Here is a 24,925-nt window from a genome sequence, read left to right as displayed (position 1 = left end):
ATCCGCCTCGTTCGGATGCAGAGACCATCGTCGGCAGATGAGGAGCGCAGGAAGCCATGCGACGACAAAGCGAAGGCAGCGCGAATTCCGAGCGGGCACTCAGCGACGAGGCCATCGATTGGATCGTCAAGCTGCAATCCGGCCACGCTACGGCGGACGATGCCCGGGCCTTTCGCGACTGGCGGGGTCGCAGCCTTGCCCATGAGGCGGCCGCCCAGAAGGCGGAAGCGATCTGGTATGGAGTGGGCGTTGCCGGCGAACCGGCGCAGCAGGCCGAGCGCCGCAAGCGAGTCACCCGGCGCGCTGTTCTGGGCGGCGGCGCGGCGCTCGTGGCCGGCGCGGCTGTTATGTCTTCGGGAGTGTTCCGCTCGTTTCTCGCCGACTATGCTACTGGCAGCGGCGAGCAGCGCACCATCACACTGGCCGACGGCTCGACCGTGCAACTCAATGCTTCTTCTGCCTTTTCGGTTGAACTCAAGCCGGAGAGGCGAACCATCACATTGCATGAGGGACAGGCCACATTTGCCGTGGCCGCCGACGCCGAGAGGCCCTTTATTGTCCGGGCCGCGGGTGGCGAAGCGCGCGTTCTGGGCACTCAATTCGATGTCGATATTCGAGACGGCAAGGTCTTTGTGACTGTGATCGAGGGACGCGTCGCGGTGGCCGATACGCGGCAGGGCCAGGCCGAACTCGGCGCCAACGAGCAGGCCATCTATGGGGCGGCCGCGCCGCTCTCCACCCTCGCCGTCAATGCCGAACAGGTCACGGCCTGGCGGCGGGGCAGGCTGGTGTTCGAGAACCGCCGGCTGGACAGCGTTATTGCGGAGATCGCCCGGCAGGGGAGCGGCACCGTGCTTATCCTCAATCCTGAAATTGCCGCACTCGAAACGCCATCGCCCGAACCTTGCCGGTGAAGATCACCGCATGCCGTTCGTGACCATCATCCGCTGATGAAGCGCTTGGTGCATATTCCACGCATTTCAACAAGCGGACAAAAAATATCAACTTTTTTCGCAAAGCCGCTGCAAGAATCGTCCGCGTGTTTCGTCCTCGGAATATGGGGTGTTGAACGGCGCAGTATGAACGCGCTGCAACGCCCAGGTATTGCACGGGGCATAGTTGGATGGCGGACATATTGGGCAGAGCACGGCGGGGCGTCGGTGCTCGAGGCATAATCAGAGCTCTGCTCATGACGACAGCAGTCGGCATGGCGGTGAGCGTGCTGGGGCCGGTTGGGCCCGCTTGGGCTCAGGCCCAGGCTGATGCGGCGACCTATTCCGTTCCGGCAGGCAGCCTCGCGCGGGCCCTGAACTTCTTTGCCGACCAGGCGGGCCTCACCTTGCTCTACCCTTCGGCCGTCACCGCCGGGCGTTCGACAGCGGGCCTGTCGGGTTCATTCGGGCAGCAGGAAGCGCTCCGGCGCCTTCTCTCCGGCACCGGGCTTTCATATCGTTTTACCGGTCCCGGCACCGTGACCATCGAGGACGCGTCAGCGGCCGATGCCGAATTCGTCTTTGATGACGGCACCATTCTCCTCGAAACCGTCAAGGTCGCTGCCTGGGGGCGGGCTGCAGCCAACGGTTCAGGCTTCCGGGGTACGCCCGATTGGGTCTACGAGGCGCCATCCAGCATCAGCGTGATCAGCCGCGATGCCATCGCTTCGGCCAATGTCCGCGACACGCGCGACCTGCTGAGCAATGTTGCCGGCGCCTATGCCAATTCATCCAATGCAACCTACCCCTCGATTTCCCCAAACCTGCGCGGTCTGCAGGATATGGGGCGCGTGGTGGTTTCCATTGATGGGGCCAGGCAAAATGCTTCTCAGACCGTCGCGGCGGGCAGTGAAACCTATCAGGGCGGATCAAGCCACGCTTACGTGGACAGCGCCTTCATACGGTCGGTGGAAGTCAGCAAGAATACCGCCGCCGACGGCGCAAGCGGCGGGGCGCTGGGCGGTGCGGTCACCTTCCGTACGGTGGGCGCCGACGACCTGATCGAGGACGGCGGGACATGGGGTCTCGAGCTCAATGTCACCACCGGCAGCAATAGCCATGATTTCCAGGGCTCCATACTGGGAGCGGCCAGGCTGACCGATACGCCTTTCTCCATAACTGCCGGCCTGAGCGGGCTCAACCTGGGCGAATATCGTTTGGGTCAGAACGGCACTGTCGTCTGGAACGGGGCAGACACTGATCAGACCAATCTTATGGGCCGGGAAAACTGGTCAAGCCTGCTCAAGGTCGAGGGCGATTTCGAGGATGTCGAGGTGGCGTTGACCTGGACGCACCAGGAGAAGAATTTTGCCTATGCCGTTGGTGGCCCGGGCGCCCAGCAGACAATGCAGGCAACCACCGACACGCTGACGGCGAGCCTGGGATGGGACCCGGCCGACAATGAGCTCATCGATCTCAACACGCGTCTCTGGCTCAACAATACGCTTACCAACCAATTGCGCCACCAACGGACCAATGAACTCGGCACCATTCTGGCGCCCGACACCTTTGTCGATGGAAACCTTTTGAGTTTCGGCGCGAGCATCGACAATACCAGCCGTTTCGAAACGCCGCTGGGTCCCTTGAGCGTCAATTACGGTGCAGAGGTCTTCCGGGACAATGGAACGGTGGAGGCCAACAGCACCTCGATCACAGCCAACCCCAGTTGGGCCAGCAACTATACCGCCTTCAGCCCTGCCGGTATCCGCGACATGGCGAGCGTTTATGCCAATGCCACGATAGAGCCTGCGGACTGGGTCAAACTCACGGGCGGCCTGCGCTACGACTGGCACCGGTTGCAAGGGACGCCGACCTATTATTCGCAGACGACCGAAACGGTTGGCACGCCTTCGCGCCAGGCGGGCGCAGTGACGACATATCGCGCCTGGGCCCTGGCTCACAATCAGGCCGTATATAACCAATGGAACAATCGCTGCCTGGGCATCACAATCACCAATCCGGTTCAGATTGCGGCGGCTTGCGCGCGGCTCAACCTGACGGGTGAAATCATCAATGGCGTTTGGTACGCAACGGGCGCCTGGATACAGGGCAACCAAACGACCCGGGTAATCTATCCCGCCACGACCCTCGATATCGATCGCTCTGCCGGCGCCCTTTTGCCATCGGCGACCATCGAGCTCACGCCGCTGGACTGGTTCCGCCCCTATATCAGCTATGGCCATAGCATGCGTCCGCCCACCATCTCGGAAGCCTTCTTCGCCGGCGGTTCGCCGGGAGACGGCGCCCCGGGCATTGGCTATGCACCCTATGAGGGCCTGCTGCCGGAAACGGCGCGAACCTGGGAGATCGGGGCGAATCTCGCCTTTGATGGCCTGTTGCTGGAGGACGATACGCTCCGGTTCAAACTGGCGGCGTTCGATCGAACCATCGACAATTATATCGTGGTCGGACAGCACTATCCGGCAAATGCCTCCAAGCAATATATCGGCTTCATGAACCTGCTGGATCAAACGCGCATGCAGGGCGTCGAGATCGAAGGAAATTACGATGCGCGCCAGTTCTGGATCGGCGGTTCGGCCACCTGGCTGCAGACCGAATGGGGCCAGCAGGTCGCCGTGACCGGCGCTGGTGCCGACGTCACCGATGGCAAGGTATTCATGTGGGCCGGCGATGTGCCGCCGAAATTCAAAGTGACGCTCGATGGCGGCGTACGCCTGCTGGACGAAACGCTGACATTGGGCGCGACGGTGACCCATGTCACGCCGACCCTCACCCATGAACAGAGCTTCAGCGAAGACGGCGCCTACCTGACGGACGCCTATACCTCGGTTGATCTCTACGGTGCCTACGCGCTCAACGAGAATGCCACGATACGGCTTGGCATCGCCAATGCCTTCGACGTCAACTACGTCCCCGCCGGCAGCCGCTATCCCGCTCCCGGCCGCACCGTCACCCTTTCGCTCAATGCCAAATTCTAAGGAAGAAAACATGAACGAGGTCGCTGATCCCCAACGCCCTGTGGTTGAGGAACCGCGGGGTCTGTGGTCCCGCCTGAAGAGCGAAACGCGAGCTACGCATGAAAAGCTGGATGGCCGCATCATGGCGGGCCGACCGTTCGAGAGCCGGATTCACTATGGTCTGTTCCTGCTGGTCCAGCATGATTTCCATTCCATTGTCAGTCCACTCTATGGCCATGCCGATCTGGCCGGGATGCTGCCCGACCTCAGGAGCCGCGACCGCCTGCCTACGATCGAGCAGGATCTTCGCGATCTCGGCTTGGCCGTGCCGAACCGCCTCCGCTCGCCACGCGATTATCTGCTGGATATTCCCGGTTCTCTGGGTTGGCTCTATGTGGCGGAAGGCTCAAACCTTGGTGCCGCATTTCTCCTCAAGGCGGCCCGGCAGCTCGACCTGTCGGAGACATTTGGTGCACGGCATCTGGCCGCGGCGCCGGAGGGACGAGGGCTGTATTGGAAGACCTTTACCAGTGCCCTCGATGCCATCGAGCTGTCCGCAGTGGATGAAAGGCGAGTGATTGGCGGCGCCAATGACGCATTTATGCGAGTTCTCGGTTTCGTGGAGCGGCGGTTCTTCGACGCGACAGCGGACTGAGGGGCAGGGGCCGGCAAGCCAGCCATGGGTCCTCCACGGTCAGCCAGCCGGTCCCGCTATTGGCGATCCTCAGACCCTTACAAAGGAACTGCTTTCCGTAAAAAGGGAATAGCGATCGACCACCTGCCGCTTGGCTGCGGATCCCGGGGCAAGATGAGTTCGACGTCATCGCACTTTGATCTGGTCTGCCAGGTATGGATGGCAGATGTCGCAGGATGTCGATTGCCACCAATATAAGTGCCCATAATTACCGGCAGAAAAGCGGGTCGCACTCTTAGGCTGAGAATGTGCCGCTGCGTTCCATTCTTACACTGAAATTCGCCGCGGTCTTAAAAGGGAAACGGTCGGAATAGCGCCATCAGGCGTCGTAGTCTTACGTGGTGCGGACATCATGTCTGCAGTCCGCACCGCGAATAACTGCGACTGGAAATGGCTCATACACGTAACAATGCCGATCGCCTCTCTGCGACGCCGAACTGGTCGTTTGTAAGGCTCAAACCGGACGTCGGCTTTCGGGCGATCGATGAGGCACCCCGAAATGACCGAAAAGGGGCGCTCTGCCGGCAGATGTTAGTGGGCACCAAATGTCACAACACTGATGCCCACGAAACCATGCCCGACTAATCCGGCGCGTCCAGTATGGGGCCGGCGGGGGCGTAGTTGAACACTTCGAGGCGCATGACGCTTTCGCCGGGTTTGCTGGCGAGGATGGTGAGGCTTGCTGGGCCAACGGGGATAATGCGGCGCGGCGAAAGATCGAGCAGGGTCTGCAGCAGGGCGCGGATGACGCCGCCATGGCAGATCACCAGCAGGCGGTCGGCAGACTGGGCCGCCTCTTGCGTGGCGCGGGCGGTGCGAATGCAAAAATCAGCCCAGTTCTCGCCGCCGGGCGGGGCAAAGGTGCCGGCACGCCAGCCGAGATAGGCTTCGGGCTGATCGGCGGCGATGCGGGCGATCTCCAAGCCGGTCCAGTCGCCCACATCGACCTCGCGCAGGTCCGGTTCGCGCCTGGCGTCGGGAAAGCCGAGAAGTTCTGCCGTCTGGCGAGCGCGGCGCAGATCGGAGGTGATCGCCAGGTCGGGCGCCAGCTGTTCGATAATGGGCGCCAGCATACGAGCCTGCGCGTCGCCTTTTTCAGAGAGTCCGATATCGGCCTGGCCCTGCAGTCGGCGGACGGCATTCCATTCCGATTCACCATGGCGAACCAGCAGCAAGCGCTTCATGACAACCGCTCCCCGTTCGCGCCAAACAGCGCGGCGGGCGCGGCCGGCAGGATGAAATGAACGGTGTCACCGACGCCAAAACGCGGCGCGGCGTCGACGACGGCAGTGATGCGCAGGTTGTCGCGCGTGCCGGTCAACATGGTGCGGCCAGCTACCAGACTGGCTTCGGCAAAATCGAAGGCCAGGCCGCCATCGACCGGCGTGGCGCTGACCAACAGATCCTCGGGCCGATACATGGCCGAGGCTTCGATGGGCAGGTTCGCCGCCTGCGGCGGCGATAGCGCAGACACCGGAACGAGGTTGGCCGGCGGCGTGCCGACGAAGGTGGCGACGAAAGCGGTGTTAGGGGTCTGCACCAGTTCCTCAGGTGTGCCGAATTGCTCCACCTTGCCATGGTTGAGCACAGCGACATGGCTGGCCATGGTCATGGCCTCCACCTGGTCATGCGTCACATAGACAGATGTGGCACCGGTGGCGCGATGGACGCGGAGCAGCTCGGTGCGCATTTCTACGCGCAGCTTGGCATCGAGATTGGAGAGCGGCTCATCGAAGAGCAGGATGGATGGACGCGGCGCGATCATGCGCGCAATGGCGACACGCTGCTGCTGCCCGCCGGAAATCTCGTTGGGATAGCGCCCGGCCAAGTGCTCGATGCCAAGCATGCGCAGCACGTCGGCCACCCGCGCCTGGCGGTCGGGCTTGGCCATGCCGGCGACCTTGAGCGGCCAGTCGACATTGCCGGTCACTGTCATGTGCGGCCACAGCGCATAGGACTGGAAGACCAATCCGGTGTCGCGCTGCGCCGGGTCGATCGTCCAGCCGCGATTGCCGTCCGAAACGATTCTGTCGCCGAACGAGACGGTGCCGCCATTGGGTTGCTCGAGCCCGGCCAGCATGCGCAGCATGGTGGACTTGCCGCAGCCGGATGGGCCCACCAGGACCAGGAAGGCGCCCTGCGGCACGCTGAAGGATATGTCGTCGACAGCGTTGAAGGCGCCGAAGGATTTCACGAGGTTTTCGATGCGGATCATGGGGGTGACTTACGATTTGAGCCAGGGCTGCGACTTGGCCTGCAAGTGATTGGCCAGCAGGGTCGCGGCAATCGAGATCACCAGGATCACGACGGTTATGGCATTGGCGAACTGGGTGAAGCCTTCGGAGGCATAGCGATAGGCAAGGACCGACAGCACCGGCATGGTCGGGGTGAACAGCAGGACCACGAGCGAGAGGTCGCGCATGATCTTGACGAAGACAATCAGCCCTCCGGCGGCCAGGCCCCGGCTGGTCAGTGGCACGGTGATGGCGGTGAGGCGGCGGAGAAATCCCGCCCCGGTCATGCGGGCGCTTTCGTCGAGATCGCCGGAGACCTGCTGGATGACGGCGCGGCCGGTCTGAACGGAAAAGGGCAGGAGATAGGCCGTGCCGGCGATCAGCAGCAGGGCGAACGTGCCGTAGAGCGCCGGGAAGGGGCCGATCGGCGCGCCGAAGAGAGCAATATAGGCCGCGCCGAAGGCGATGCCGGGCACCAGCAGGGGCAGGAAGCTGACCTGGTTGATGATGCCGGCCAGCGGCCCCTTGCCGTCGCGGGCGAGAACGAAGGCGACGATCAGGCCGATCAGCGTCGTGGTGATGGCTACGGCGACACCCAGGCTCATGGTCAGGCCGGTGGCCGAGACGATGAAGGGATTGGAGAAAATTCCGGCCTGTCCCTGGGCGATGGCGGGATTGGATGCGCCGGCCCAATAGTGCAGCGTCCAGCTGGAAAAGAGTGCGGACGAAGACGGGGCGAGCGAGGAGGCGACGAGGATGACAACCGGCACGATGGTCGTGACCAGGCAGATGAGGGTCGCGAGGGCGAAGAGCGGCAGGCGCGCATTGCCCAGGCCGAAGCGCTTGGCACGGCCGCCCTTGCCGGTAATGGTGGCATAGGAGCGGCGCCCCGAAATCACTTTGTTGCCCAACCAGAGGAAGAGAGCGGATACCGCGATCAGCAGGATGGCGATGACATAGCCACGTGCAGTCTGCCCGACTTCGATGAGACCATAGAGCCGGGTCGCCAAGGTCTGCATGCGTACGGGCAGGCCCAACAGGGCGGGCGCGGCAAAATTGGAAACGGCGCCGGCAAAGGTGAGGGACGCACCGGCGACGACGGCGGGGAGCGCCACGGGCAGAACGATGCCCATGAGAATACGGCCGCGCTTGGCGCCGGCCATCTGCGCGGGCTCCACCAGGTCCGAATTGACCGTGGCCAGCGCCGCGGCAATCACCGTGAAGGCCAGCGAATAATAGTGAGCGATCAGCACGATCAGCGTCGGCACCATGCCCCAGGCCAGCCAGTCGGGAATGGTCAGACCGAGGCCTTCAAGAAAGCCGGTTTGCCCGCCGACGCGCGAATTGCGGAACAGCGAACCCCAGGCCAGCGAGGTGGCGAAGCTGGGGATCATGAATGGCAGGGTGGCCATCAGCCCGATGGTGCGGCGGAAGGGCACGTCGGTCATCACCACCAGCCAGGCGAGGAAGCCACCCAGCAGCACGCAGCCACAGGCGACACCCACGCCCAGGATCAGCGTATTGCCGAGGGGGACCCAGAGCAGGTTGCGCGCCAGCCTGCCGGACGTGACGTCGCTCCATGCTACGATGGCACCGGGCGACAGCGTTTCGAACAGGATGCGCAAGAGGGGCGCGGCGACGAGCACGCCCAATATGGCCAGGACGACCAGCTTGAGCACCAGCTTTCCCTCGATGCGGAGGGGCCGCGCGGAACTGCGTGTGGAAACGAGAGACATGGATGTAAACCGCCGGATTGGCTCCCGGCGGCAATGCCGGGAGCCGTTGCAGGGACTATTGCAGGGAAAGCACGAGGTCGCCCACTTCCTGGCGCAGGTTGGACGTCGCGACCGGATCGATCGACCAGGCGTTGAACTGATCGAGCGGCACCGCATCGGGGTGGCTGACGATATCGCTGCGGGTGGCGTAGTCGCCCGCGACATAGAAGGGCTTGAAACCTTCACCGCCCGTTTCGCTGTCGTCACCCATCAGGAAGTCGATGGCCAGACGCGCAGCGGCCGGGTGGGTCGCGGTGGCCGATACGGCCAGAACGGCTGGGAAGATGATGCCATTGGACGGCACGACATCGTTGGCGACCTGCAGGGCCCAACCCTCGTCTTCATTGTCGCGGCGGTCGGAATAGGAGGTGAAGCCCACCGGCGGATTGGCCTGGCCCAGGGCGCCGACGGCGGCGTTCACGTCGTCGGTCGAGGAGACGAGGATGAGGTCGTTTTCGAAGAGGTCGACAATGAATTGCTGACCGGCATTTTCCACCCCGTCATCGAGGGTGATGGCTTGGCCGAACTGGGCTTCATAGGCACTGGCCATTTCATCGGAGCGCAGCACGATCTCCGTCATCAGGTCGAGATAGTCGCCGCGCTGCAGCGGATCGACCATGATCACGCGACCAGTCCAGTCTTCGCTGGTCAGCTCCCAGAGATTGCTGACCGGCGCGCCATCGGGATTGGCTTCCTCGTTATACATCAGCACCTTGGTGGAGAGGCGCTGGGCCAGAAGCGGCTCGCGTTCATTGGCGTCGAGCAGGGGGACGACGCGAGGCGGAACATAGGGCGTGACCAGACCCGGACCCAGAAGTTCGGCGAAGACGACGGGCGCGTCCGAGATATAGACGACGTCGGCGCTGGCAATGCCGGCCGCCGCTTCGGCCTTGAGCCGGGTGATCTGCTCGGTTGAGCTCATGTCGTGGCTGACCATGTCGATGCCGGGATAGGCCGCTTCGAAGGCGGCTTCCACTGCCGCGATGCGGCTGGTGAAGGCGTAAACCGTGACGGTGCCCTCTTCCTGGGCGAGCGGCAGTAGTTCCTCGGCTGTCATGGCATCGAGCGCTGGATCGTATTGCGCGTAGGCTGGCGCGGCCAAGGCCAGCAAGGTGGTCGAAAGCAGCAAAGTCTTTTTGTCCATCATTTCCTCCTCAGGAATGGCGCTGCATGCGCCCTATGGATGCACATGTGCTTGCATTATATTTGCAACATGCATGTGAACTTGCAGAGATTGGGCGTGCAAAATTCCTCCCTTGCATGCCCTTTAGTCGAAGGCGTCGATGAGCTGGCCCAGGGTTTCGAGATATTGCAGCGAAGCCTTGGGGTCTTCCTTGGCCATGGTCAGCACCAGCGCATTGCAGATCGCCATAGGAATAGTGAGGGTCTGGAACGCATCCTGCGAGCCCGTGCGGGGGGCAAACAACAGATGATCCCCCGCAGGCACCAGCGACGGGCCGACGCTGCCGGAGATGACCACCGACGTCGCGTTCACGGCGCGGGCGTGATTGAGCAGGGCAGCGTAATGGGTGGGCTGGCGGCGAAAGGCGAAGGCGACGATGGCATCATCGCCGTTCATGCCCAGCACTTGTTCGGCGAGGTCGCGGCCCTCGCCGGCAAGCATGATGGTGTCGCGACCCATGCGCCGCAGGCGGCGGTCGATCAGTACGGCCAATGCCTCGGCATTGCCGCGGGCGAAGACGTAGATACGACGCGCCCTGAGCAGGGGTTGGGCGGCCGACAACAGCTTTGCATCATCGACATAGCGCTGCAGTCCGGCTAACGCCTCGATCTCGCGACTGACCAGATCGGTGATCAGTCCGGCTTCGCTGGTTTGCTGAAGTGTATTGCGCACGCGGGTGGCCGGATCGGTGCGGACGATAAATTCTTCCTGGATCGCGGCGCGGAATCCGGCATAGTTAGGGTAACCAAGCTTTTTGGCGAGGCGTGAGGCCGTTGCTTCATGTACGCCGATGCGTTGAGCCAGCCCGCTCGCCGTGCCCAGCGCTATGTCGCGCGGGCTGGCGATCACCTGCTTGATCAGCAATTGCTCGGCCGGTGTAAGCGTCTCGGCCGCTTCCTTGACGCGCTCCAGAACTGACATGCGCCCCTCCACTATCAGCACCATAAGGTGATGCATGAAAACTTGCAAGAAATAAAATTTGTGCAAGTTATCATGCAAAAAGATGTCAAAGGTGAGCAAGACGGACCGGCAGCCTCGGAAGGTGCAAAGCTCACCGCACCTTCAGCTCAATATGCCGAAAGTCTCTGCCGACCCAAACAGCCGACACAATCGCCAACCTGGTCGTTCCCTTAATAGACCTAGGTGACGTCGTAAACTTCGGTCGCCGGCATTGCCAATAGCCGTTCGGCCATCTCCTGCTTGAGGTAGGTCAGCCGGACATCTTCCTCCGCCGTGCGGTCAGTTTTGCGGCCAAGCGCGATGAACTCGTCACGCACGAGGCCGGGCCGGATCTGCAGGCGGACGGTGGTGCCTCGGTAACTCAACACAAACACATAGCGAGCGAGCGTTTCGCCGCGTTCCGGGCGCTCCAGCGCAGCATCCACCACATATCGGCTCTCCGTCAGCGAGCGGGTGACCATCTCGAAGGCGTCGCGCGCGCCCGGGCCGCGGAAGGCGGTGCGTATCTCGATTTCCCGGCGCTCGGGCGGTTCACCATCGGCCAATAGCGGCAGCGCGCGCTCCAGCACCTTGAAGCCGTGGGCGACGCCGCCGGGAAAGCCGAAGCCGTGATAGGCGAGCAGATCGGCGAAACTGTAGAGGAGGTCCTGCCCAGCTTCGCGGACATGCAGTCTGGTGGCCATGGTCAATCCTTGCGGTCCAGGGCTTCCCGCATCCAAGGCAGGAAGCCATCGAGAAATCGTGTGGTGGCCGGCATGAAATGGCTGCCGTGATGAAAGAAGGGGTCGAGGCTCGTGATCACCATACGGCCGGCGGTGGTCACCTCGTCGACATAGAGAATGGGCTTGCCGCTCTCGTTGACCGCCAGCACTTCGGCGCCCGCCGGCACATCGAACCAGCCATGCAGGTGCCAGGTGAGGTCGCGCTGCGCGAGCCGTTCGAACAGAGCATGGCCGGGTGCGGCGATGCGCACGCCGAGATCGGCGCCTGGCGTGAGCCACCACCAGAAATTGGTCGGCTGCGGCGTGAAGCTGATACCGGGAAGGAAGAGTTGCGACTCGCTCTCGCCGGTGGTGACGATAGTGCCGCCCTGATCAAGATAGGCGCGCAACCGGGCCTGATGCTGAACCATCCGGTCGGCCGGCGTGCGGCAGGGGATGAGGACCACGGCATGGTCTTCCAGCCGCACCGAGGCGAGGTCCTCGGGACGAACCAGTTGGTCGAAATGCTGCGCGTAACGGGGGCTCTCGAAGCTCTCGATGTGGTAATAGGCGCCGGGATGGATGGCCAGAATGCTCATGGCAGCTCGCCCCGGCACCAGGCAATGATCCGCCGGGTCAACAGAGCGCCATCGCCGCTCTCGCCACCCATGCCACCGAGATCGTTGCCGGCATGGGAGAACATTCGCCCGCCGGCTGGCAGAGCCCAGTCCCAATCGATGGGCACCAAGTTTGGGCCAATGCCGTTGACCGCTTGCGCGCCGTCGGGCAGTGGGTTATGGCCGCGGCCATAAAAGCCCGCGACCCCCTTGTTTTCCTCAAGCGAGCGCTGCTCGATGCCGACAAAGATCGGATGCTCGAAGAGACGCGTCATCGCGAGGTCGGCGCGCCGGGGCTGGTGCAGGGGCACATAGCGACCGAGCCCTTCGACGAATTCGCGCAGGATATGACCGTTGAAGAACCAGCGGCCGCCACGATCCAGCAAGGCCTGCAGGGCGGGCTGGTGCTGCAGCAGGCCGATCTGATCGAGATGGGTCGTGGTGAGGAGGCCCGTCGCGGCGGCGAAATGCCCGGCGGTCAGCTCGCGTTCGCGGACAACCAGCACACCGGGATCGGCGGCGTAGCCCTGTGGCGCCGCGCCATAGTGCGAGTGGATCAGCAGGACGGTCATGCGGCACGCATTCCGGCAAAGGCAGGCAGCACGGCCCGGTGCGCCGACCCGTCAGCACCAAGCAGCTGCACCAGCCGCATCGGCACGCCATAGAGCCTTTCGAGATGGTCCGGGACCACAGTCTCGCTTACCGGTCCGAACAACGCCGGTCCATCGGGCATCATCAGGAGGGCGTCGTCCGCCGCCGCGAGCGCGTGATTGGGATCATGCGTGGTGAAGATGATGGCGCGGTCGCGCGGCCTGCGGAGCTCGTCCAGCAATGCCAGCAGCCGCTGCTGGTTGTGCAGATCGAGCGCCGAGCCCGGCTCGTCCAGCACCAGCACATCCGATCCGGTCGCCAGCGCTCGGGCCAGCAGCACGAGTTGGCGCTCACCTCCGGACAGGCGGTCGAAGCGCTCCCCGGCGAAGCGCGCGGCACCGACCCGATCGAGCGCGGCGCGGGCTTTCGCCATGTCGGTTGGCCTTGGTTGGCCGAATAGGCCGAGACCAGCGGCGCGGCCCATGACCACGACGTCGAGCACGCCATAGCTTTGGTTACTTGAGGCATATTGCGGCACGTATCCAACGATAGCTGGTGCTGTGCGAGTGCCGCCATGCAATGGCTGGAAGCCCAGCATGGCGCGTAGCGCCGTGGTCTTGCCACGACCATTGGGCCCGAGAATGGCAATGCTGCGGCCCTTGGGCGCGGCAAAGCTGAGCCCGTCGAGGACGGTCCGCGCACCGAAGCGCACCGTGGCGTTGGTGAGACCGATCATTTTGCTTCCCTTTCGCGGTAGTGCCGGCGCAGCAGAGCCGCGAAGACCGGGGCGCCGACGATGGCCGTCAGCACGCCGAGCGGAATTTCGGCGGCGGTGACAGTGCGGGCGAGCGTATCAATGGTGACCATGAAGGCAGCGCCGAGCACAGCCGTCGCCGGCAGCAGCCGGCGGTGGTCGTAGCCTACAATGAGACGCGCGGCATGAGGGATGACGAGCCCGACCCACCCCACAATACCGGAGACTGCTACTTGGCAGCCCACGATCAGCGCCACCAGCGCGAAGACCAGCCAGCGTTCCAGATCGGGATGCGCGCCGAGGCTCCTGGCTTCGCTGTCATCGAGCGACAGCACGTTAAGCCGGAAGCGTAGCGCCCAGAGCAGGCCCATGCCGGCCAATAGGCCTGGCGCCGACACCAGCACGCGGTCCCAGGTGGCGGTGGCGAACGAGCCCATCAGCCAATAGACGATGGCGGGCAGCGAACTGTTGGGATCGGCGATAAACTGCAGCAGAGAAACGAAGGCGGAAAATAGCGAGCCGATGACCATGCCGGAGAGGATGACGGTGATGATCTCGGTACGGCCATCAATACGGGCCAAGAGGCCCACCAGGATCAGGGCCAAGAAGCCGGCGACGAATACCGCCAGCAGCAGCGGCACTCCCCAAATGCCCATGGTGATCGCCAACGCCCCGCCAAAGGCGGCGCCCTGCGAAATGCCCAGCACTTCGGGCGATACCAGCGGATTGCGGAACACGCCCTGCAGCGCGACACCGGCCGTCGCGAGCGCGGCCCCCGACATGGCGGCGATGATGACCCGCGGGGCCCGGACCAGCAGCACTATGCGCTCGTCCATGGTCTCGACCACGCGGCCGGGCTGCATGATGGCCGTGCCGAGGATTTCGAGGGCGCGCAGCGCCGATACCGAATAGCGACCGACGCAAAGGCTGACCACGATGCTGATAGCAAGGGCCGCCAGAAACAGGGTGAAGGCCAGCGCCGTCCGGGTCCAGCGGCGGGAGGCCACGCCCCCCGCTTCCTCAGCAAGCGCTGTCACGATCAGTTGACCGCGAACTGGTCGTAGCCGAGGCCGGTACCCTGCTGGGCCGTCCAGATGATGCCGTCGATGTCCTCGTCGGTCAGCTCGTAATTGTAGAGCGTCTTGTAGGCCGCGGTCATTTCGGCGCGCAGGTCGTAGTTGAACAGGTCCGGATGCAGCAGCTCGGCCAGCCACATCCAGGTCAGCGGCGATTCCTGGCTCGGCGGATCCCAGCGATAGCCACCCAGCGGCATCTTGTAGACGCGGCGATTCTGCGCCGCTTTGGTGAGCGAGAGGATCGGATCATCGTAGACCCAGCTCACGTCCAGTTCCGGCTCGAAGCTGTTGAGCAGGATGACTTCGGGGTCCCACTGGGCAATCTGCTCGCGGTTGATCGAGACGCTGCCATCCAGCTCGGCTGCGGCGTTCTTGCCGCCGGCCAGCTCGATATACCAGGAACTGTACTGGCCCTTGTTGCCGGCCGCCGTGATGTCGGAGAGCGAACGGCCGAGATAGAGCACGCTGGGGCGATCGGCTTCGGCGATGCCGGCCGTCTTGGCGGCGATCTCCTGCTGCACGCGGTCGCGCCAGGCGACCAGTGCGTCGATGCGCTCGGGCTTGCCGATCGCCGTGGCCACCATGGTCATGTATTCGCGGGTCAGCTCTTCGGTGCCATACTTGATCAGCAGCGTGGTGAGACCGGCATTGACCAGCGGATCGACGATCTCGGGACCGCGGCCGCCCCACTGGATGACGAGGTCCGGATTGACCTCGGCCAGCGCCTCGACATTGGGCACGAAGTCGGTACCGGTGACGGCATCGGAAATATTGAGGGCGTCGGGGAAGATCTTGCCCAGAATGCCCTCGCGGATGGCCGTCAGCGACAGCGGATTGAGCCCGACCAGCGTGTCGGCACCACCGCTGAGCGCGATGACACCGGATGCCATCGGCATCGGGATGGTAACCACTCGTTCGGCAGGCGCGGTTAGCACGACCTGGCGGTTTTCATGATCGGTAACGACGATGTCCTCGGCGAACACCGGAATTACCGCCGGGCTCATGGCCAGGACACAGGCTATGGCGGCGGGAATGAGGGGGACGCGGGGCCGTTGCGACTTCATCTGAATGCTCTCCAATTGTCCGCCGGTGGTGACAGCGACCAAAAATATGATTAGCGTTGTCACCTTATGTGGCCGGAGATGTCAATGAAATTCAATGCAGTTTAGAAATAGTCTAAACTATTGATCGCCTTGTTCGTTGGCCAAACGTCGAACTCTGCGACACGGCAACTCAATGCGCTTTGCGATCTGCTTCCTCCTTTTCGGCCGCCGCCCCGGTCTCGAAGGGAATGGCAGCTTTCAGGAGTTCGACCGATCCATGCCAGATCAAAAGCGGGGTCAGGCCGACGATCCTGCATTCGATGGCGAACCATCGCGGTGCGCCCTAGAAGGCCGAGGACAGGACCTGGGCCGTGGCCATGCTCAATGGTCCCGGGCGGCAGATGTCCTGGGCGGCCTTGAAACGGCAGTAAGCGTTGATCGCGCGGATCGTCTGCCGGTTGAGCCGGCCATTGACCCGGGTGTTCAGGTATCCAAGGTCTCTGAGGCGCACCTGGACCAGGGCGACGAAGGCATTGGGGTTCACGGCAAGCAGCCGGACGACCAGCGACCGGCGGTCCCGCAGTGACAGTTCGGCGAGCTGGCCGATGGCTTTTTCCGAATCGGCGAACCCGGACGGGGCGGCGTCGAGCAGCAGCGTCTGGTAGAGATAGGAGCCGCGATCCAGCCGGTCCTTTGCCGATTGCAGCACTTGGAGAGCCATCTGCTCGCGGCGGCGCAGCAAGGACTTTCCGTTCCTCTGCAATCCGTCGCGATAGATGGCGACCAGATCCAGCGCGGCGGCCGGATTGCCTGCAGCGGCAGCTGCTGTAAGGATTGCCAAGCCCCGTTCGATGTCGGCGTCGACCCCTTGGCCGAAGAGATAGCTCCCGGCAATCGCCGTCACGGCATATTGGTTGCCCTGCGCGCCGGCCCGCTGCACCAGCTCCATGCCTTCGGCGCTGGAACCCAAGGCGTCGAAATCGCGATCGAGATAGCCCAGGCCCAAAGCGTATAGGCCGAAGCTCTCCCCGGCATTGGCCGCCATGCGGTAATAGCCGACGGCGCGTTCGGCGTCGCGCCTGATGTAATAGCCGTCGCGGAACAGCTCGCCCAGCCGCAGATAAGCATCGGTTCGCCCTCCCGCGGCAGCTGTTTCATAGGCCTCTACGGCCCCGGCCACGTCGATCTGGCCAACGTCTCCGGCAAGCAGGAGATCGCCCAGCGCCATGGCGGCATCGCCATTGCCATTGGCAGCTCCGATGCGCAGCGTGGCCAGGCCGGACGCCACGTCCTGGGTAACGCCCTGTCCGCCAGCCAGCATTTCCGCGACGGCCAGTTTGGCCGAGGCACTGTCCTTGGCGGCAGCGGCCGCGTAGTAATCGAAGGATTTTGGCAAATCGACCGGGACAATGTCGCCGGAGCGGAAGACGTCGCCCAGGCTGACCATAGCGGCAACGCTGCCGCCATGGGCGGCCTGCTGATAGGCGGCAATAGCACCATCGGCATCGACATAGCCCAGGGTGCCGCCGGAAAGCAGGTCGCCGAGCAAGGTCTGAGCATTGATATTGCCCGCGCCGGCAAGGACGCGGATCAGCCGCAATCCTTGGGAGGTGTCCCGGGGGCCACCTAGCCCGGCGACCAGCATCTGTCCAAGCCGGAGCTTGGCCGTGTCGCTGCCAGCATGAGCCGACTGCTCGTAATGCAGCCGCGCGCGCACTAGGTCGACGGCAACGCCCTCGCCCTGCTCGAACACTTCCGCCAGTCGCAATTGGGCATCGGCGCGCCGGAGCAAGTCTTCGTCCGTATTGCCGCTGACGGCCGGGTTCGGCTGCGCCACAATCGGCGCCGCCAGCAGCAGGCCGAACGCCAACAGGCCGATCGCCAGCAGAGCTTTCACCGGCCGGCCTCCGGCAACGAAGGCGTCGGCCCCGCCGCCGCGGCCTCCAGATAATAGGCGACGGCCCGCTGTCCGTCCCGCGCCACGATCTTTCCGTCCCGGTAGAGATCGCCCAGACGCAGCAGCGCATCCTTCCGCCCCAGGGTTGCGGCCTGTTCATAGGCAGCCACGGCAGTGGCTCCGTCAGGCTCCACCGCGCCAGCCAGCAGATCGCCCAGGAGCAGATAGCCCGAAGCGTTACCGCCCATGGCGATCTGGCGCACCAGTGCGGTGCCGCCGGCAAAATCCTTCGGCGCCCCCTCGCCCCGGGCCAACATTTCCCCCACTCGAAGCTGAGCGGTCTGACTGCCTGCGGCCATGGCACCGCGATAGAATTCGAGAGCCTTTGCAGGTTCGGCGGCGACGAGCTGTCCATTGCTCATCAGGTCGCCCAGGCGCAGCAAGGCGACCGGATCGCCCAGATCGCCGGCATGCTCGAGGGCAGCGATCGCCGCGGGCACGTCGATTGGCCCGGCGGCCGCGTCGAGCTGGATATCGGCTAGCGTGAGATAGGCGCGCACATTTCCCGCCGCGGCAACCTCTCCAAGCAGGTGCAGGCCACGCGCCCGGTCCTGAGCAACGCCCTGGCCGCGCGCCATCATTTCTCCGAGCCGCAGCTTGGCACTGTCGCTGCCGGCATCCATGGCGCGCTGGTAGTGCTGAAAGGCCAGCGCGAAATCCACCGGCAAGGCAGTACCCGCCTGGCCGCTATAGATGTCGCCAAGTAGGGTGAAGGCGTCGACATTATTGTCTTGGGCGGCGGCGTTGATGAGCTGCAGACCGCGCGGGATATCGGTGGAGATGCCCTCGCCCCGGATCAGCAGTTCGCCAAAGCGCAACGTGCCGGCAAGATTGCCCGCATCCATGGCGCGCCGATAGTAACCGAGCGCCCGCGCCGGATCTTTGGCTATGCCGTTGCCGTTGCGAAACAGATCGCCCAGCCGCACCCACGCATCCGAACGCCCCAGATCCCCAGCCTGTTCATAATTGGCAATGGCGGCAGCTGCATCCGTCGCCCCCAGCCGGCCATCAACCAGCAGGTCGCCGAGCACGATCAATCCATTGGGATTGCCCGCATGCGCCACTTCCTGCACCAGCGCCAGACCGGTCACGACATCCCGGTCCGCCCCCGACCCGGTGATGAGCATTTCCCCGATCCGCAACTTGCCCGTGTCGCTGCCCGAGCTTGCCGCCTGCCAGTAATAGTCGAATGCTGCGGGCAGGTTCTGCGGCACCACATCGCCGTCACTATAGAGGTCGCCCAGCCGCAGCAGCGCATCGGCCTGCCCAACCGAGAGTGCCTCGGTATAAATTTCGGCCGCCGCTTGGCCATTGGCCTCGGCCCTGCCATTTTCACGAATGAAGCCATTGGCCGGCAGCACGGCCGTGATCGCCGAGGGATCGGCGGAACCAGCCATGCGCATATAATAGCCCAATGCGCGCTGCCCGTCGGCGGCGGTGATTTCGCCATCCCGATAAAGATCGCCCAATTGCAGCAGGGCAGTGCCGATTGAACCGGACAATTGCAGGCGTTCGACCATTTCAACGTCTTGCGGAGATAGCGGGGGAAGTTCGGCGGCCGATGCGGTGGCGTGGGCGGCCATCAAGGCGAAATAGGTGAGGGCGGCGCGGATCAGGGAGAGCCGCTGTGCGTTCAGGCCGGGGCTCATGACACCCCCCGCCGCCATGCGGGCCCGACGGCGGGCCGGATTGCACGATCGACGCGCCGGATCCAGCGCCAGCCGGAGGATACCAGCCGATCCACGGGTGGCGCCACCGGCAGGCCATGCCCCTCCAGCAGGGTGGCTAGGCCAGCATCACTGACATCCTCGGTCATGATGATGCGGGACAGCGCGAAACGATTCTCGCTGGTGGCGCTCAGCGCATGCCGCACGCGGCAGGCAGTATTGAACCCAGCCGCCGCCACCAGGCCGCGGATGGCCGGGCTGGCATAGCCATGCGGATAGGCGAAGGCTCTGATCGGATGCGCTAGTGCCCCCTCCAGCACGGCTTTGCTCTCGAAAATTTCCTGCCTGGCCAGCGCAGGGGGCAGGATATCGAGCTGAGGATGGCTCATGGTATGGGCGCCGATCTCAATGCCGCGCGCCGCCAGGTCGCGCAACGTGGCCCAATCCAGCATGGGGCGCTGGCCCTCGCCCAATGGTTCGAGCCAGTCGGCGGTTTTCCCGACCCGGCCAGCGACCACGAAAAGGGTTGCCTTGTAGCCAAAATGCTCAAGGACGGGCAGCGCATTGCAGGCGAAATCGCCGAGACCGTCGTCGAAGGTAATGGCGATGCTGCGCGGGGGCAGCGGGCGATGACGCGCCAGGCACTCAGCCAGCTCTTGCATCGTCAATGGCCAATAACGACCGGCGGCAAGCACCGCCATCTGGCGTCTAAACCGCTCTGGCGACACGACCCAGCGCCGATAGGGCGCGGCGCCCAGATTGTCGATGCTGTGATACATCAGGATCGGCACCGGGCTCATGGCTGGCCGCCAATGATGTGGGAGGGACCGGCAGTGGGCGCGGGAGGCGATGCAATTTCCCTGTTGTAGCGGCGCAAGGAAGAGCGGCTGCGGAAATAGGCCCTTACCCCCGCCAGCATGCCCAGCCGTTCCCGCCACTGCAGATCGCGGGGATAGTCCGGTGGAAGTCGGCTGTTCTTGCCGGAATGGGGGCTGAGCAGATGGGTGGCGGCCTGGGGCAGGGCGCGCGCGAAATGCAGCACAGCCGGGGGATCGTCCACCAGGGTCTTGGTGAGATAGGCACCCAGCCCCACCCCATAGCCATAGGCCTGGTTGCGCATGCCCTGATCGTCGCGCCGGTGATGATGCCAGACAATGGCGCCCGGCTCGTAGACCAGCCGGAAGCCGGCTTTCACCACGGAGGAGAAGGCCGCCAGATCGTCGCCGCCCTTAGCGAGCGTTCCCGCGCCCAGGGCCGAGTCGAAGCCACCAATGCGCTCGAGCGCCGTGCGGCTGAACGCCATATTGGCGCCAGAGCCGAACGACCCGGCCGCATAGGGGAAGAGAATATCCCGCGGCCGGTTTTCCGCCAGGTCGAAACAGCGGCGTGCGAAGCCCTTGCCAAAACCGCCATGCCGCTCGGTCCAATACTGGGCCCTTGTGTCGAGTTCGGCGGGCAGGATCAGTCCGGTGACACAACCGACCTGCGTGTCCCGGGCGAAATTGGCGGCAATGGCACCAAGCCACTGCGGGTCCACGATTACATCGTCATCGGTGAAGGCGACGATCGGGGCGGTGAGATCGGCCAGGCCGCGATTATGGGCATGGCCAAGGCCGGGGCGGCTTTCCAGCAGGTAATTGACCCGACCGCCCGGTCCGTAGCGCCGGGCGATCAGGTCTCTTGTGGTGCTGGTCGAGGGCGCGTTGTCCACCACCACAATTTCATAACCGGGGTAATTCTGAACCAGCAGGGAATCCAGACATCGCGACAATGCGTCGGTTCGATTGCGAGTGGCGATAATGACCCTGGCGAAGGGCAAGGTTTCGATCGCGCCGGTCGAAGCCGGCGCCGCAGCATGAGTGCCGGTAGCAAACAGCGTTCCGGCGCGCTCGGCTGTGATCGTCTCGCCATAAAGCGGGAATTCCACGACATCGACCGGACGGCCCTGGTCTCGAACCAGTGCGAAGACGCCGCCCAATGGCGTCCCATCAGCGTCAACGGCATCAATGGCCGGCACCGGTCGGGACAGTTCCACATCCATGATCCGGATTGGCAGAAAGTCAGCCGGCGTCGGCGGGCTGCCGGTGCGGCGTCGGTGCGCGGCCATATAGCTGCCTGAGACCAGGGCAAGGCCGGTCAGGATCGTCCAGGCTCGCCTCGGTCCCGAGGGGTCACGACGCAGAACCAGGTCGGCCAGGCCGCGCAGCACACCCCTGGGCAGGACTTGAGTCACATAGGCTCGTTCGCTGGAGAGCCCGTCCTCTGTTCCGGCCTTGTCCACGACCAGGGCCTTGGAACGCCCCTCGGCGCGGCAGCGGGTATGAAAATAGGCCCGACTGGTTCGTGCTTCCGCCAGGATATGCGATACCCGCGCTTCCGGATCATGGAGAATACGCGAGCGTGGAAAGGCTTGGCGCGCGCGAATGCACAATTCGGTTTCCTCGCAGCCCGCCGCATCATTGCCGGCCCTGCCCAGATCGACCGAGAACCCCCCGATCCGCGCGAAGATCGCTCGCCGAAACGACATGTTGCAGCCAATCAGATTGCGGATATCGCCGAGCACGGCGGGCTGACCGCGATAGCTGCAGCCGACCACCCAGTCGAACTCCTCAGCAAACCAGGTCGGCCGCCCCCGGGGCCAAATCGGCACGATATGCCCACCGACGGCCATGACATGAGGGTCGGCATAATGGCGGCAGAGCCGCTTCAGCCAGTCGGGATCGGCCAGGGCATCGTCGTCGATAAAGGCTACGACCTCGCCTTGCGCCGCTGCTATGCCGGTATTGCGCGCATCGGAAAGTCCCTGCTGCCCGCTATTGGCCAGGACGCGGATATCGGGGAACTGGGCGGCTATCGTCGCCAGCAGACTGTCATTGTGATCGATGACGGCAATAATCTCGCAGGGCTGTGCCGATTGGGCTCGCAGCGAGTCCAGCGCGGCCCGCAACATGCCGGCGCGCCCACTGGAGTGGGAACAGACAATGGCGGAAACGGCGACAGGCTCGGACATGAGAGCACCGCCTATTCGGACGCTCCGAAGCGTCGCCGCGCCAGCCCGACATCACCCATGCCATGGCTCGATCGCGCCGCTGCTTGCGGCGCAGGCTCGGACACGCCAAGGCTCATGATCTTGGAGAGCACCCGCCAGCCATCGGGAATGCTGCGCAAATTGCTTTTGCCGTGCACGCGGCGATGTTCCCGGCTGGCAACCTCGATAACTTTCAATTTGGCGCGCAGCGCCTGCACATTCATGCTGGTTTCGATTTCGAAACCGTCATCCTTCTCGATGGACATGTTTTGCAGCACATCGCGCCAGAAGGCATTGTAACCGTAGCACAGGTCGGTGAACTGCCCGCCGAAGCGCATGGTTACGAGCTTGACGAAGCCCCAATTGCCGAAGCGGCGATACCATTCCATATCATCGGTACCGCCGCCCTGCAGAAACCGGGACCCCTTGACGAAGTCCGCGCCCGATAGCAACGCCCCCACAAAGGCCGGGATTTCGGCCGGATCGGTGGACCCATCGGCATCGAGCATAACGATAATGTCGCCCTTGGCGGCGGCAAACCCGCAGCGCAACGCTGCGCCCTTGCCGGGCCTGTCCTGATTGACCACGATGATGTCGGGTACAAGGCGACGGGCGACATCGACCGTCGCATCACGCGAATTACCATCGACCAGGACGATTTCACCCACCCAGGATGGGATGCGCGGCAAGACATAAGGCAGGTTCTGCTCTTCATTCATGGCCGGGATTACGACGCTGACACTGGGTGTTCCACCGGGTGATAAGAAATTTCTTCCCGTTCGGCTGGCTTCCTCCCTGCCCATCCCGATGGCAGATGCACCAAATGGTATTGCGCTCATGCGTAACCAACCCCCTCCAGCGGCGACGATTACCCGAATAAATGAAAAAATTATCCGCGTGAAAATCTCGCAGAAACTTGCTTCATACCCAGAATGATCATCGATAATTCAAAGATTAATATTTGTCTTGCCGCCAACTATCGTGTCAGTATTTCTGACAATCTCTTTTTCTATTTGAATTGATTATCTTATTAACTAAGTCTTAATCTTTGGCACTGGCCTTGTAAAGTCACTCTAAAATGAGGGTGGTAATTGCATAAAATTTCTAAATCAATGCAAAGGCATAACGATATTTTAACTGCCATCATAATGTCATCAATTCCTGCTCTACTTTCCAATCGCGAGTAATATTCCGACCTAGCAGGCAGCGCTCTGGCCGACTGCAATGCTCCAGTTCTCGTAAGACGATTGCCGGTTCCATTTGGGATCACATCGGATTGAGACTGCCGGGCTAGCAATGAGTTGTCAGGAAGTTCAGCATATCGTCGATATCACCTGAACCTTTGCTGTCCGGCCGAGGTCCTGGTTGTGGCTCGGCTGCATGGAGAACTCGATGAGGGCACGTCTGGACGATACGGCACTTGCCGAGTGGCAAAGGCTGATGGCGGAGTGGGATGAGGTCAGCCGCGAACTGGACGGGGCCCGCAAAGCATCGGCCGGCTCTGGCCCAAACGATGCGGAGTTGAGCAGGCTGACAGCCAGATTGCAGGTCTTGCAGGGCAGTATCGACGCCCTGATCAAGCAGACCCAGTCCGTTCGCGATCCACAGCGCCGGGATTTGCTGGTCGCCACCATTCAGCGTGGGCTGGCAGCCGAGGATCAGGCCGGCGACGACAAGCCGACGGCCCCCAGCCGGATTACCGCACGTTCGAAATAGCTGCGCCGCGGCAATTCTATCATAGCGCCCATTCAGGCAAAGGCGGCGAAGGTGAGCGCACGCTGGATGACCAGGACCAGGGCGCCGATCAGCACCATCGCGATGGCGGCATCAAGCAGTCGCATGCTCCTTGACTGAGGGGAACTACCCATCGCGCCGACTACCTGGCGGTAGCCAAGGGCCAGCAATGCGGCCGACAGCAGCACCACGCCCAAGAGCTTGCTATGCTCCAGCGTTGCCGGGTTGGCGCGGGCCCTGATACTGACCGCGAGGGGGACGCGGCCATCAATGGCCGGTAGGACCTCGATCCGGCTCTGGCGAATAAATGGCAGTCCGGCCAGGGCCGTGTCCAGCGCTTCGAGCGCTGCCGGACTATAGGGCTCACCAGGCGAAAACGGCACCAGGGCGTTCAGCATTGCCGGATCGAGCGCGCCACCGCTATCGAAGGTCACCGTGCCCAATTCGGCGGGCGCACCCAGCGTCAAGCGGATCGTCAGGGCGACCGTTTCGCTGGGATCGGTGACAAGATCGGCAATCTCGGCCTCGGCCGTGGCGAAGGCAGCGGAGCGGGCCCGCCAGACCATGTCGGTTGTCAGCTGGGAAACGATATTCTCGCGCGCGGGCGCCCCGACAGTGCCAGCGATCAGGTCATGGATACCTGCCTGCAAGGTGGCGGGCGCGGCACCATCCAGGCCAGTAACCTGGATCGAACCGATGCGGTAAAGAGGCCCGGCGTGAATGTCGAGATCGAGCACGTCGCTGCCCTGCTCGTCCGAGCGGCGCACGATGTCAACGCTACCGTCGAGGTAGCCAAGGGCACGAACCAGCTCGGTCAACCGCCTCGTCTCGCGATCCATGGCAGCCTCATCGGCCGTCAATGCCGGCAGGTTCAACGACATAAGCAGCGCGGCCCGCAATCCGAGCGTGACCGCGGCCGGCATATCGATACGCGGCTCCGCCCAGGCCTGCGGCGCCAGCAGGCCAAACCAGATCAGGACAAGAGCGAGACGGGCCAGCAT

At 63.5% G+C, this 24,925-nt stretch carries 22 protein-coding genes; 5 read left to right on the top strand and 17 right to left on the bottom strand.

Translation table 11 applies throughout. The annotated features are described in order from the left end of the window. Positions 1-56: 56 nt before the first annotated feature. The 3 genes from QQL79_RS13040 (at position 57) to QQL79_RS13030 (ending at position 4,565) form a co-directional block, all read left to right on the top strand. Positions 57-914, top strand: a complete 858-nt coding sequence (locus QQL79_RS13040) for a FecR family protein (RefSeq protein ID WP_284391492.1) — start codon at positions 57-59, stop codon at positions 912-914. Between the two features lie 275 nt (positions 915-1,189). Then, positions 1,190-3,931 (top strand): TonB-dependent receptor, encoded by a 2,742-nt coding sequence (locus QQL79_RS13035; protein WP_284391490.1) that lies wholly within the window; start codon positions 1,190-1,192, stop codon positions 3,929-3,931. 10 nt (positions 3,932-3,941) lie between these two features. Then, entirely contained in the window at positions 3,942-4,565 is a 624-nt protein-coding gene (locus QQL79_RS13030; RefSeq protein ID WP_284391489.1) for a biliverdin-producing heme oxygenase, read from the top strand. 620 nt (positions 4,566-5,185) lie between these two features. Here the strand turns inward: QQL79_RS13030 and QQL79_RS13025 are convergent. The 16 genes from QQL79_RS13025 to QQL79_RS12950 form a co-directional block, all read right to left on the bottom strand. Beyond that, complete coding sequence (locus QQL79_RS13025; protein ID WP_284391487.1) at positions 5,186-5,788, bottom strand: histidine phosphatase family protein; 603 nt, start codon at positions 5,786-5,788, stop codon at positions 5,186-5,188. Continuing rightward, complete coding sequence (locus QQL79_RS13020) at positions 5,785-6,819, bottom strand: ABC transporter ATP-binding protein (protein WP_284391486.1); 1,035 nt, start codon at positions 6,817-6,819, stop codon at positions 5,785-5,787. Before QQL79_RS13020 ends, QQL79_RS13025 begins: the two co-directional genes overlap by 4 nt. A 9-nt stretch (positions 6,820-6,828) precedes the next feature. After that, complete coding sequence (locus QQL79_RS13015) at positions 6,829-8,574, bottom strand: ABC transporter permease (protein ID WP_284391485.1); 1,746 nt, start codon at positions 8,572-8,574, stop codon at positions 6,829-6,831. A gap of 55 nt (positions 8,575-8,629) precedes the next feature. Beyond that, positions 8,630-9,757, bottom strand: a complete 1,128-nt coding sequence (locus QQL79_RS13010) for an ABC transporter substrate-binding protein (RefSeq protein WP_284391481.1) — start codon at positions 9,755-9,757, stop codon at positions 8,630-8,632. 123 nt (positions 9,758-9,880) lie between these two features. After that, entirely contained in the window at positions 9,881-10,717 is an 837-nt protein-coding gene (locus tag QQL79_RS13005) for a MurR/RpiR family transcriptional regulator (RefSeq protein ID WP_284391479.1), read from the bottom strand. Between the two features lie 218 nt (positions 10,718-10,935). Continuing rightward, the gene (locus QQL79_RS13000) at positions 10,936-11,439 is read right to left on the bottom strand and encodes a hypothetical protein (RefSeq protein ID WP_284391477.1); all 504 of its coding nucleotides are present in this window, start codon (positions 11,437-11,439) and stop codon (positions 10,936-10,938) included. A 2-nt stretch (positions 11,440-11,441) separates the two neighbouring features. Further along, positions 11,442-12,056 carry a hypothetical protein gene (locus QQL79_RS12995; protein WP_284391474.1) on the bottom strand — a complete coding sequence of 205 codons (615 nt, stop codon included), beginning with the start codon at positions 12,054-12,056 and terminating at the stop codon, positions 11,442-11,444. After that, the gene (locus QQL79_RS12990) at positions 12,053-12,646 is read right to left on the bottom strand and encodes a hypothetical protein (protein ID WP_284391470.1); all 594 of its coding nucleotides are present in this window, start codon (positions 12,644-12,646) and stop codon (positions 12,053-12,055) included. Before QQL79_RS12990 ends, QQL79_RS12995 begins: the two co-directional genes overlap by 4 nt. Beyond that, positions 12,643-13,401: an ABC transporter ATP-binding protein gene (locus QQL79_RS12985; RefSeq protein ID WP_284391467.1), complete on the bottom strand. Its 759-nt coding sequence runs from the start codon at positions 13,399-13,401 to the stop codon at positions 12,643-12,645. Before QQL79_RS12985 ends, QQL79_RS12990 begins: the two co-directional genes overlap by 4 nt. After that, on the bottom strand, positions 13,398-14,426 hold the full coding sequence (locus QQL79_RS12980; RefSeq protein ID WP_284391464.1) for a FecCD family ABC transporter permease: 1,029 nt from the start codon (positions 14,424-14,426) through the stop codon (positions 13,398-13,400). Before QQL79_RS12980 ends, QQL79_RS12985 begins: the two co-directional genes overlap by 4 nt. A 32-nt stretch (positions 14,427-14,458) precedes the next feature. Beyond that, on the bottom strand, positions 14,459-15,559 hold the full coding sequence (locus tag QQL79_RS12975) for an ABC transporter substrate-binding protein (RefSeq protein WP_284391462.1): 1,101 nt from the start codon (positions 15,557-15,559) through the stop codon (positions 14,459-14,461). Positions 15,560-15,881: 322 nt separating this feature from the next. Continuing rightward, complete coding sequence (locus QQL79_RS12970) at positions 15,882-17,435, bottom strand: tetratricopeptide repeat protein (RefSeq protein WP_284391459.1); 1,554 nt, start codon at positions 17,433-17,435, stop codon at positions 15,882-15,884. Further along, a complete protein-coding gene (locus QQL79_RS12965) occupies positions 17,432-19,144 on the bottom strand; it encodes an SEL1-like repeat protein (RefSeq protein WP_284391456.1) in 1,713 nt (570 codons plus the stop codon). The genes QQL79_RS12970 and QQL79_RS12965 overlap by 4 nt, the downstream gene beginning before the upstream one ends. Continuing rightward, positions 19,141-19,962, bottom strand: coding sequence for a polysaccharide deacetylase family protein (locus tag QQL79_RS12960; protein ID WP_284391453.1), 822 nt, complete (start codon positions 19,960-19,962; stop codon positions 19,141-19,143). The genes QQL79_RS12965 and QQL79_RS12960 overlap by 4 nt, the downstream gene beginning before the upstream one ends. After that, the gene (locus QQL79_RS12955) at positions 19,959-22,172 is read right to left on the bottom strand and encodes a glycosyltransferase family 2 protein (protein ID WP_284391450.1); all 2,214 of its coding nucleotides are present in this window, start codon (positions 22,170-22,172) and stop codon (positions 19,959-19,961) included. The genes QQL79_RS12960 and QQL79_RS12955 overlap by 4 nt, the downstream gene beginning before the upstream one ends. Positions 22,173-22,183: 11 nt before the next feature. Beyond that, positions 22,184-22,909, bottom strand: coding sequence for a glycosyltransferase family 2 protein (locus QQL79_RS12950; RefSeq protein ID WP_284391448.1), 726 nt, complete (start codon positions 22,907-22,909; stop codon positions 22,184-22,186). Between QQL79_RS12950 and QQL79_RS12945 the strand changes: the two genes are divergently transcribed. Together QQL79_RS12945 and QQL79_RS12940 are read left to right on the top strand one after the other, a co-directional pair. Continuing rightward, positions 22,908-23,126: a hypothetical protein gene (locus tag QQL79_RS12945; RefSeq protein ID WP_284391446.1), complete on the top strand. Its 219-nt coding sequence runs from the start codon at positions 22,908-22,910 to the stop codon at positions 23,124-23,126. The genes QQL79_RS12950 and QQL79_RS12945 overlap by 2 nt on opposite strands. Before the next feature lie 456 nt (positions 23,127-23,582). After that, the gene (locus tag QQL79_RS12940; protein ID WP_284391439.1) at positions 23,583-23,906 is read left to right on the top strand and encodes a hypothetical protein; all 324 of its coding nucleotides are present in this window, start codon (positions 23,583-23,585) and stop codon (positions 23,904-23,906) included. 32 nt (positions 23,907-23,938) lie between these two features. On the opposite strand, the gene QQL79_RS12935 is transcribed toward QQL79_RS12940, so the two are convergent. Beyond that, positions 23,939-24,925 carry a BamA/TamA family outer membrane protein gene (locus QQL79_RS12935; RefSeq protein WP_284391436.1) on the bottom strand — a complete coding sequence of 329 codons (987 nt, stop codon included), beginning with the start codon at positions 24,923-24,925 and terminating at the stop codon, positions 23,939-23,941.

The organism is Devosia yakushimensis (genome assembly GCF_030159855.1).
GTDB lineage: Bacteria > Pseudomonadota > Alphaproteobacteria > Rhizobiales > Devosiaceae > Devosia > Devosia yakushimensis.
This window is presented reverse-complemented; position numbering and strand designations above follow the sequence as displayed.

Bases quoted from the DNA above. Each gene is read 5' to 3' on its own strand.
- QQL79_RS13040 (WP_284391492.1), top strand. From the start codon at position 57: ATGCGACGACAAAGCGAAGGCAGCGCGAATTCCGAGCGGGCACTCAGC.
- QQL79_RS12960 (WP_284391453.1), bottom strand. From the start codon at position 19,962: ATGAGCCCGGTGCCGATCCTGATGTATCACAGCATCGACAATCTGGGC.
- QQL79_RS12995 (WP_284391474.1), bottom strand. From the start codon at position 12,056: ATGAGCATTCTGGCCATCCATCCCGGCGCCTATTACCACATCGAGAGC.
- QQL79_RS13010 (WP_284391481.1), bottom strand. From the start codon at position 9,757: ATGGACAAAAAGACTTTGCTGCTTTCGACCACCTTGCTGGCCTTGGCC.
- QQL79_RS13000 (WP_284391477.1), bottom strand. From the start codon at position 11,439: ATGGCCACCAGACTGCATGTCCGCGAAGCTGGGCAGGACCTCCTCTAC.
- QQL79_RS13015 (WP_284391485.1), bottom strand. From the start codon at position 8,574: ATGTCTCTCGTTTCCACACGCAGTTCCGCGCGGCCCCTCCGCATCGAG.
- QQL79_RS12985 (WP_284391467.1), bottom strand. From the start codon at position 13,401: ATGATCGGTCTCACCAACGCCACGGTGCGCTTCGGTGCGCGGACCGTC.
- QQL79_RS12935 (WP_284391436.1), bottom strand. From the start codon at position 24,925: ATGCTGGCCCGTCTCGCTCTTGTCCTGATCTGGTTTGGCCTGCTGGCG.
- QQL79_RS12950 (WP_284391448.1), bottom strand. From the start codon at position 22,909: ATGAATGAAGAGCAGAACCTGCCTTATGTCTTGCCGCGCATCCCATCC.
- QQL79_RS13025 (WP_284391487.1), bottom strand. From the start codon at position 5,788: ATGAAGCGCTTGCTGCTGGTTCGCCATGGTGAATCGGAATGGAATGCC.
- QQL79_RS12990 (WP_284391470.1), bottom strand. From the start codon at position 12,646: ATGACCGTCCTGCTGATCCACTCGCACTATGGCGCGGCGCCACAGGGC.
- QQL79_RS13030 (WP_284391489.1), top strand. From the start codon at position 3,942: ATGAACGAGGTCGCTGATCCCCAACGCCCTGTGGTTGAGGAACCGCGG.
- QQL79_RS13005 (WP_284391479.1), bottom strand. From the start codon at position 10,717: ATGTCAGTTCTGGAGCGCGTCAAGGAAGCGGCCGAGACGCTTACACCG.
- QQL79_RS12940 (WP_284391439.1), top strand. From the start codon at position 23,583: ATGAGGGCACGTCTGGACGATACGGCACTTGCCGAGTGGCAAAGGCTG.
- QQL79_RS12975 (WP_284391462.1), bottom strand. From the start codon at position 15,559: ATGAAGTCGCAACGGCCCCGCGTCCCCCTCATTCCCGCCGCCATAGCC.
- QQL79_RS12965 (WP_284391456.1), bottom strand. From the start codon at position 19,144: ATGAGCCCCGGCCTGAACGCACAGCGGCTCTCCCTGATCCGCGCCGCC.
- QQL79_RS13020 (WP_284391486.1), bottom strand. From the start codon at position 6,819: ATGATCCGCATCGAAAACCTCGTGAAATCCTTCGGCGCCTTCAACGCT.
- QQL79_RS13035 (WP_284391490.1), top strand. From the start codon at position 1,190: ATGACGACAGCAGTCGGCATGGCGGTGAGCGTGCTGGGGCCGGTTGGG.
- QQL79_RS12945 (WP_284391446.1), top strand. From the start codon at position 22,908: ATGGCCGGGATTACGACGCTGACACTGGGTGTTCCACCGGGTGATAAG.
- QQL79_RS12955 (WP_284391450.1), bottom strand. From the start codon at position 22,172: ATGTCCGAGCCTGTCGCCGTTTCCGCCATTGTCTGTTCCCACTCCAGT.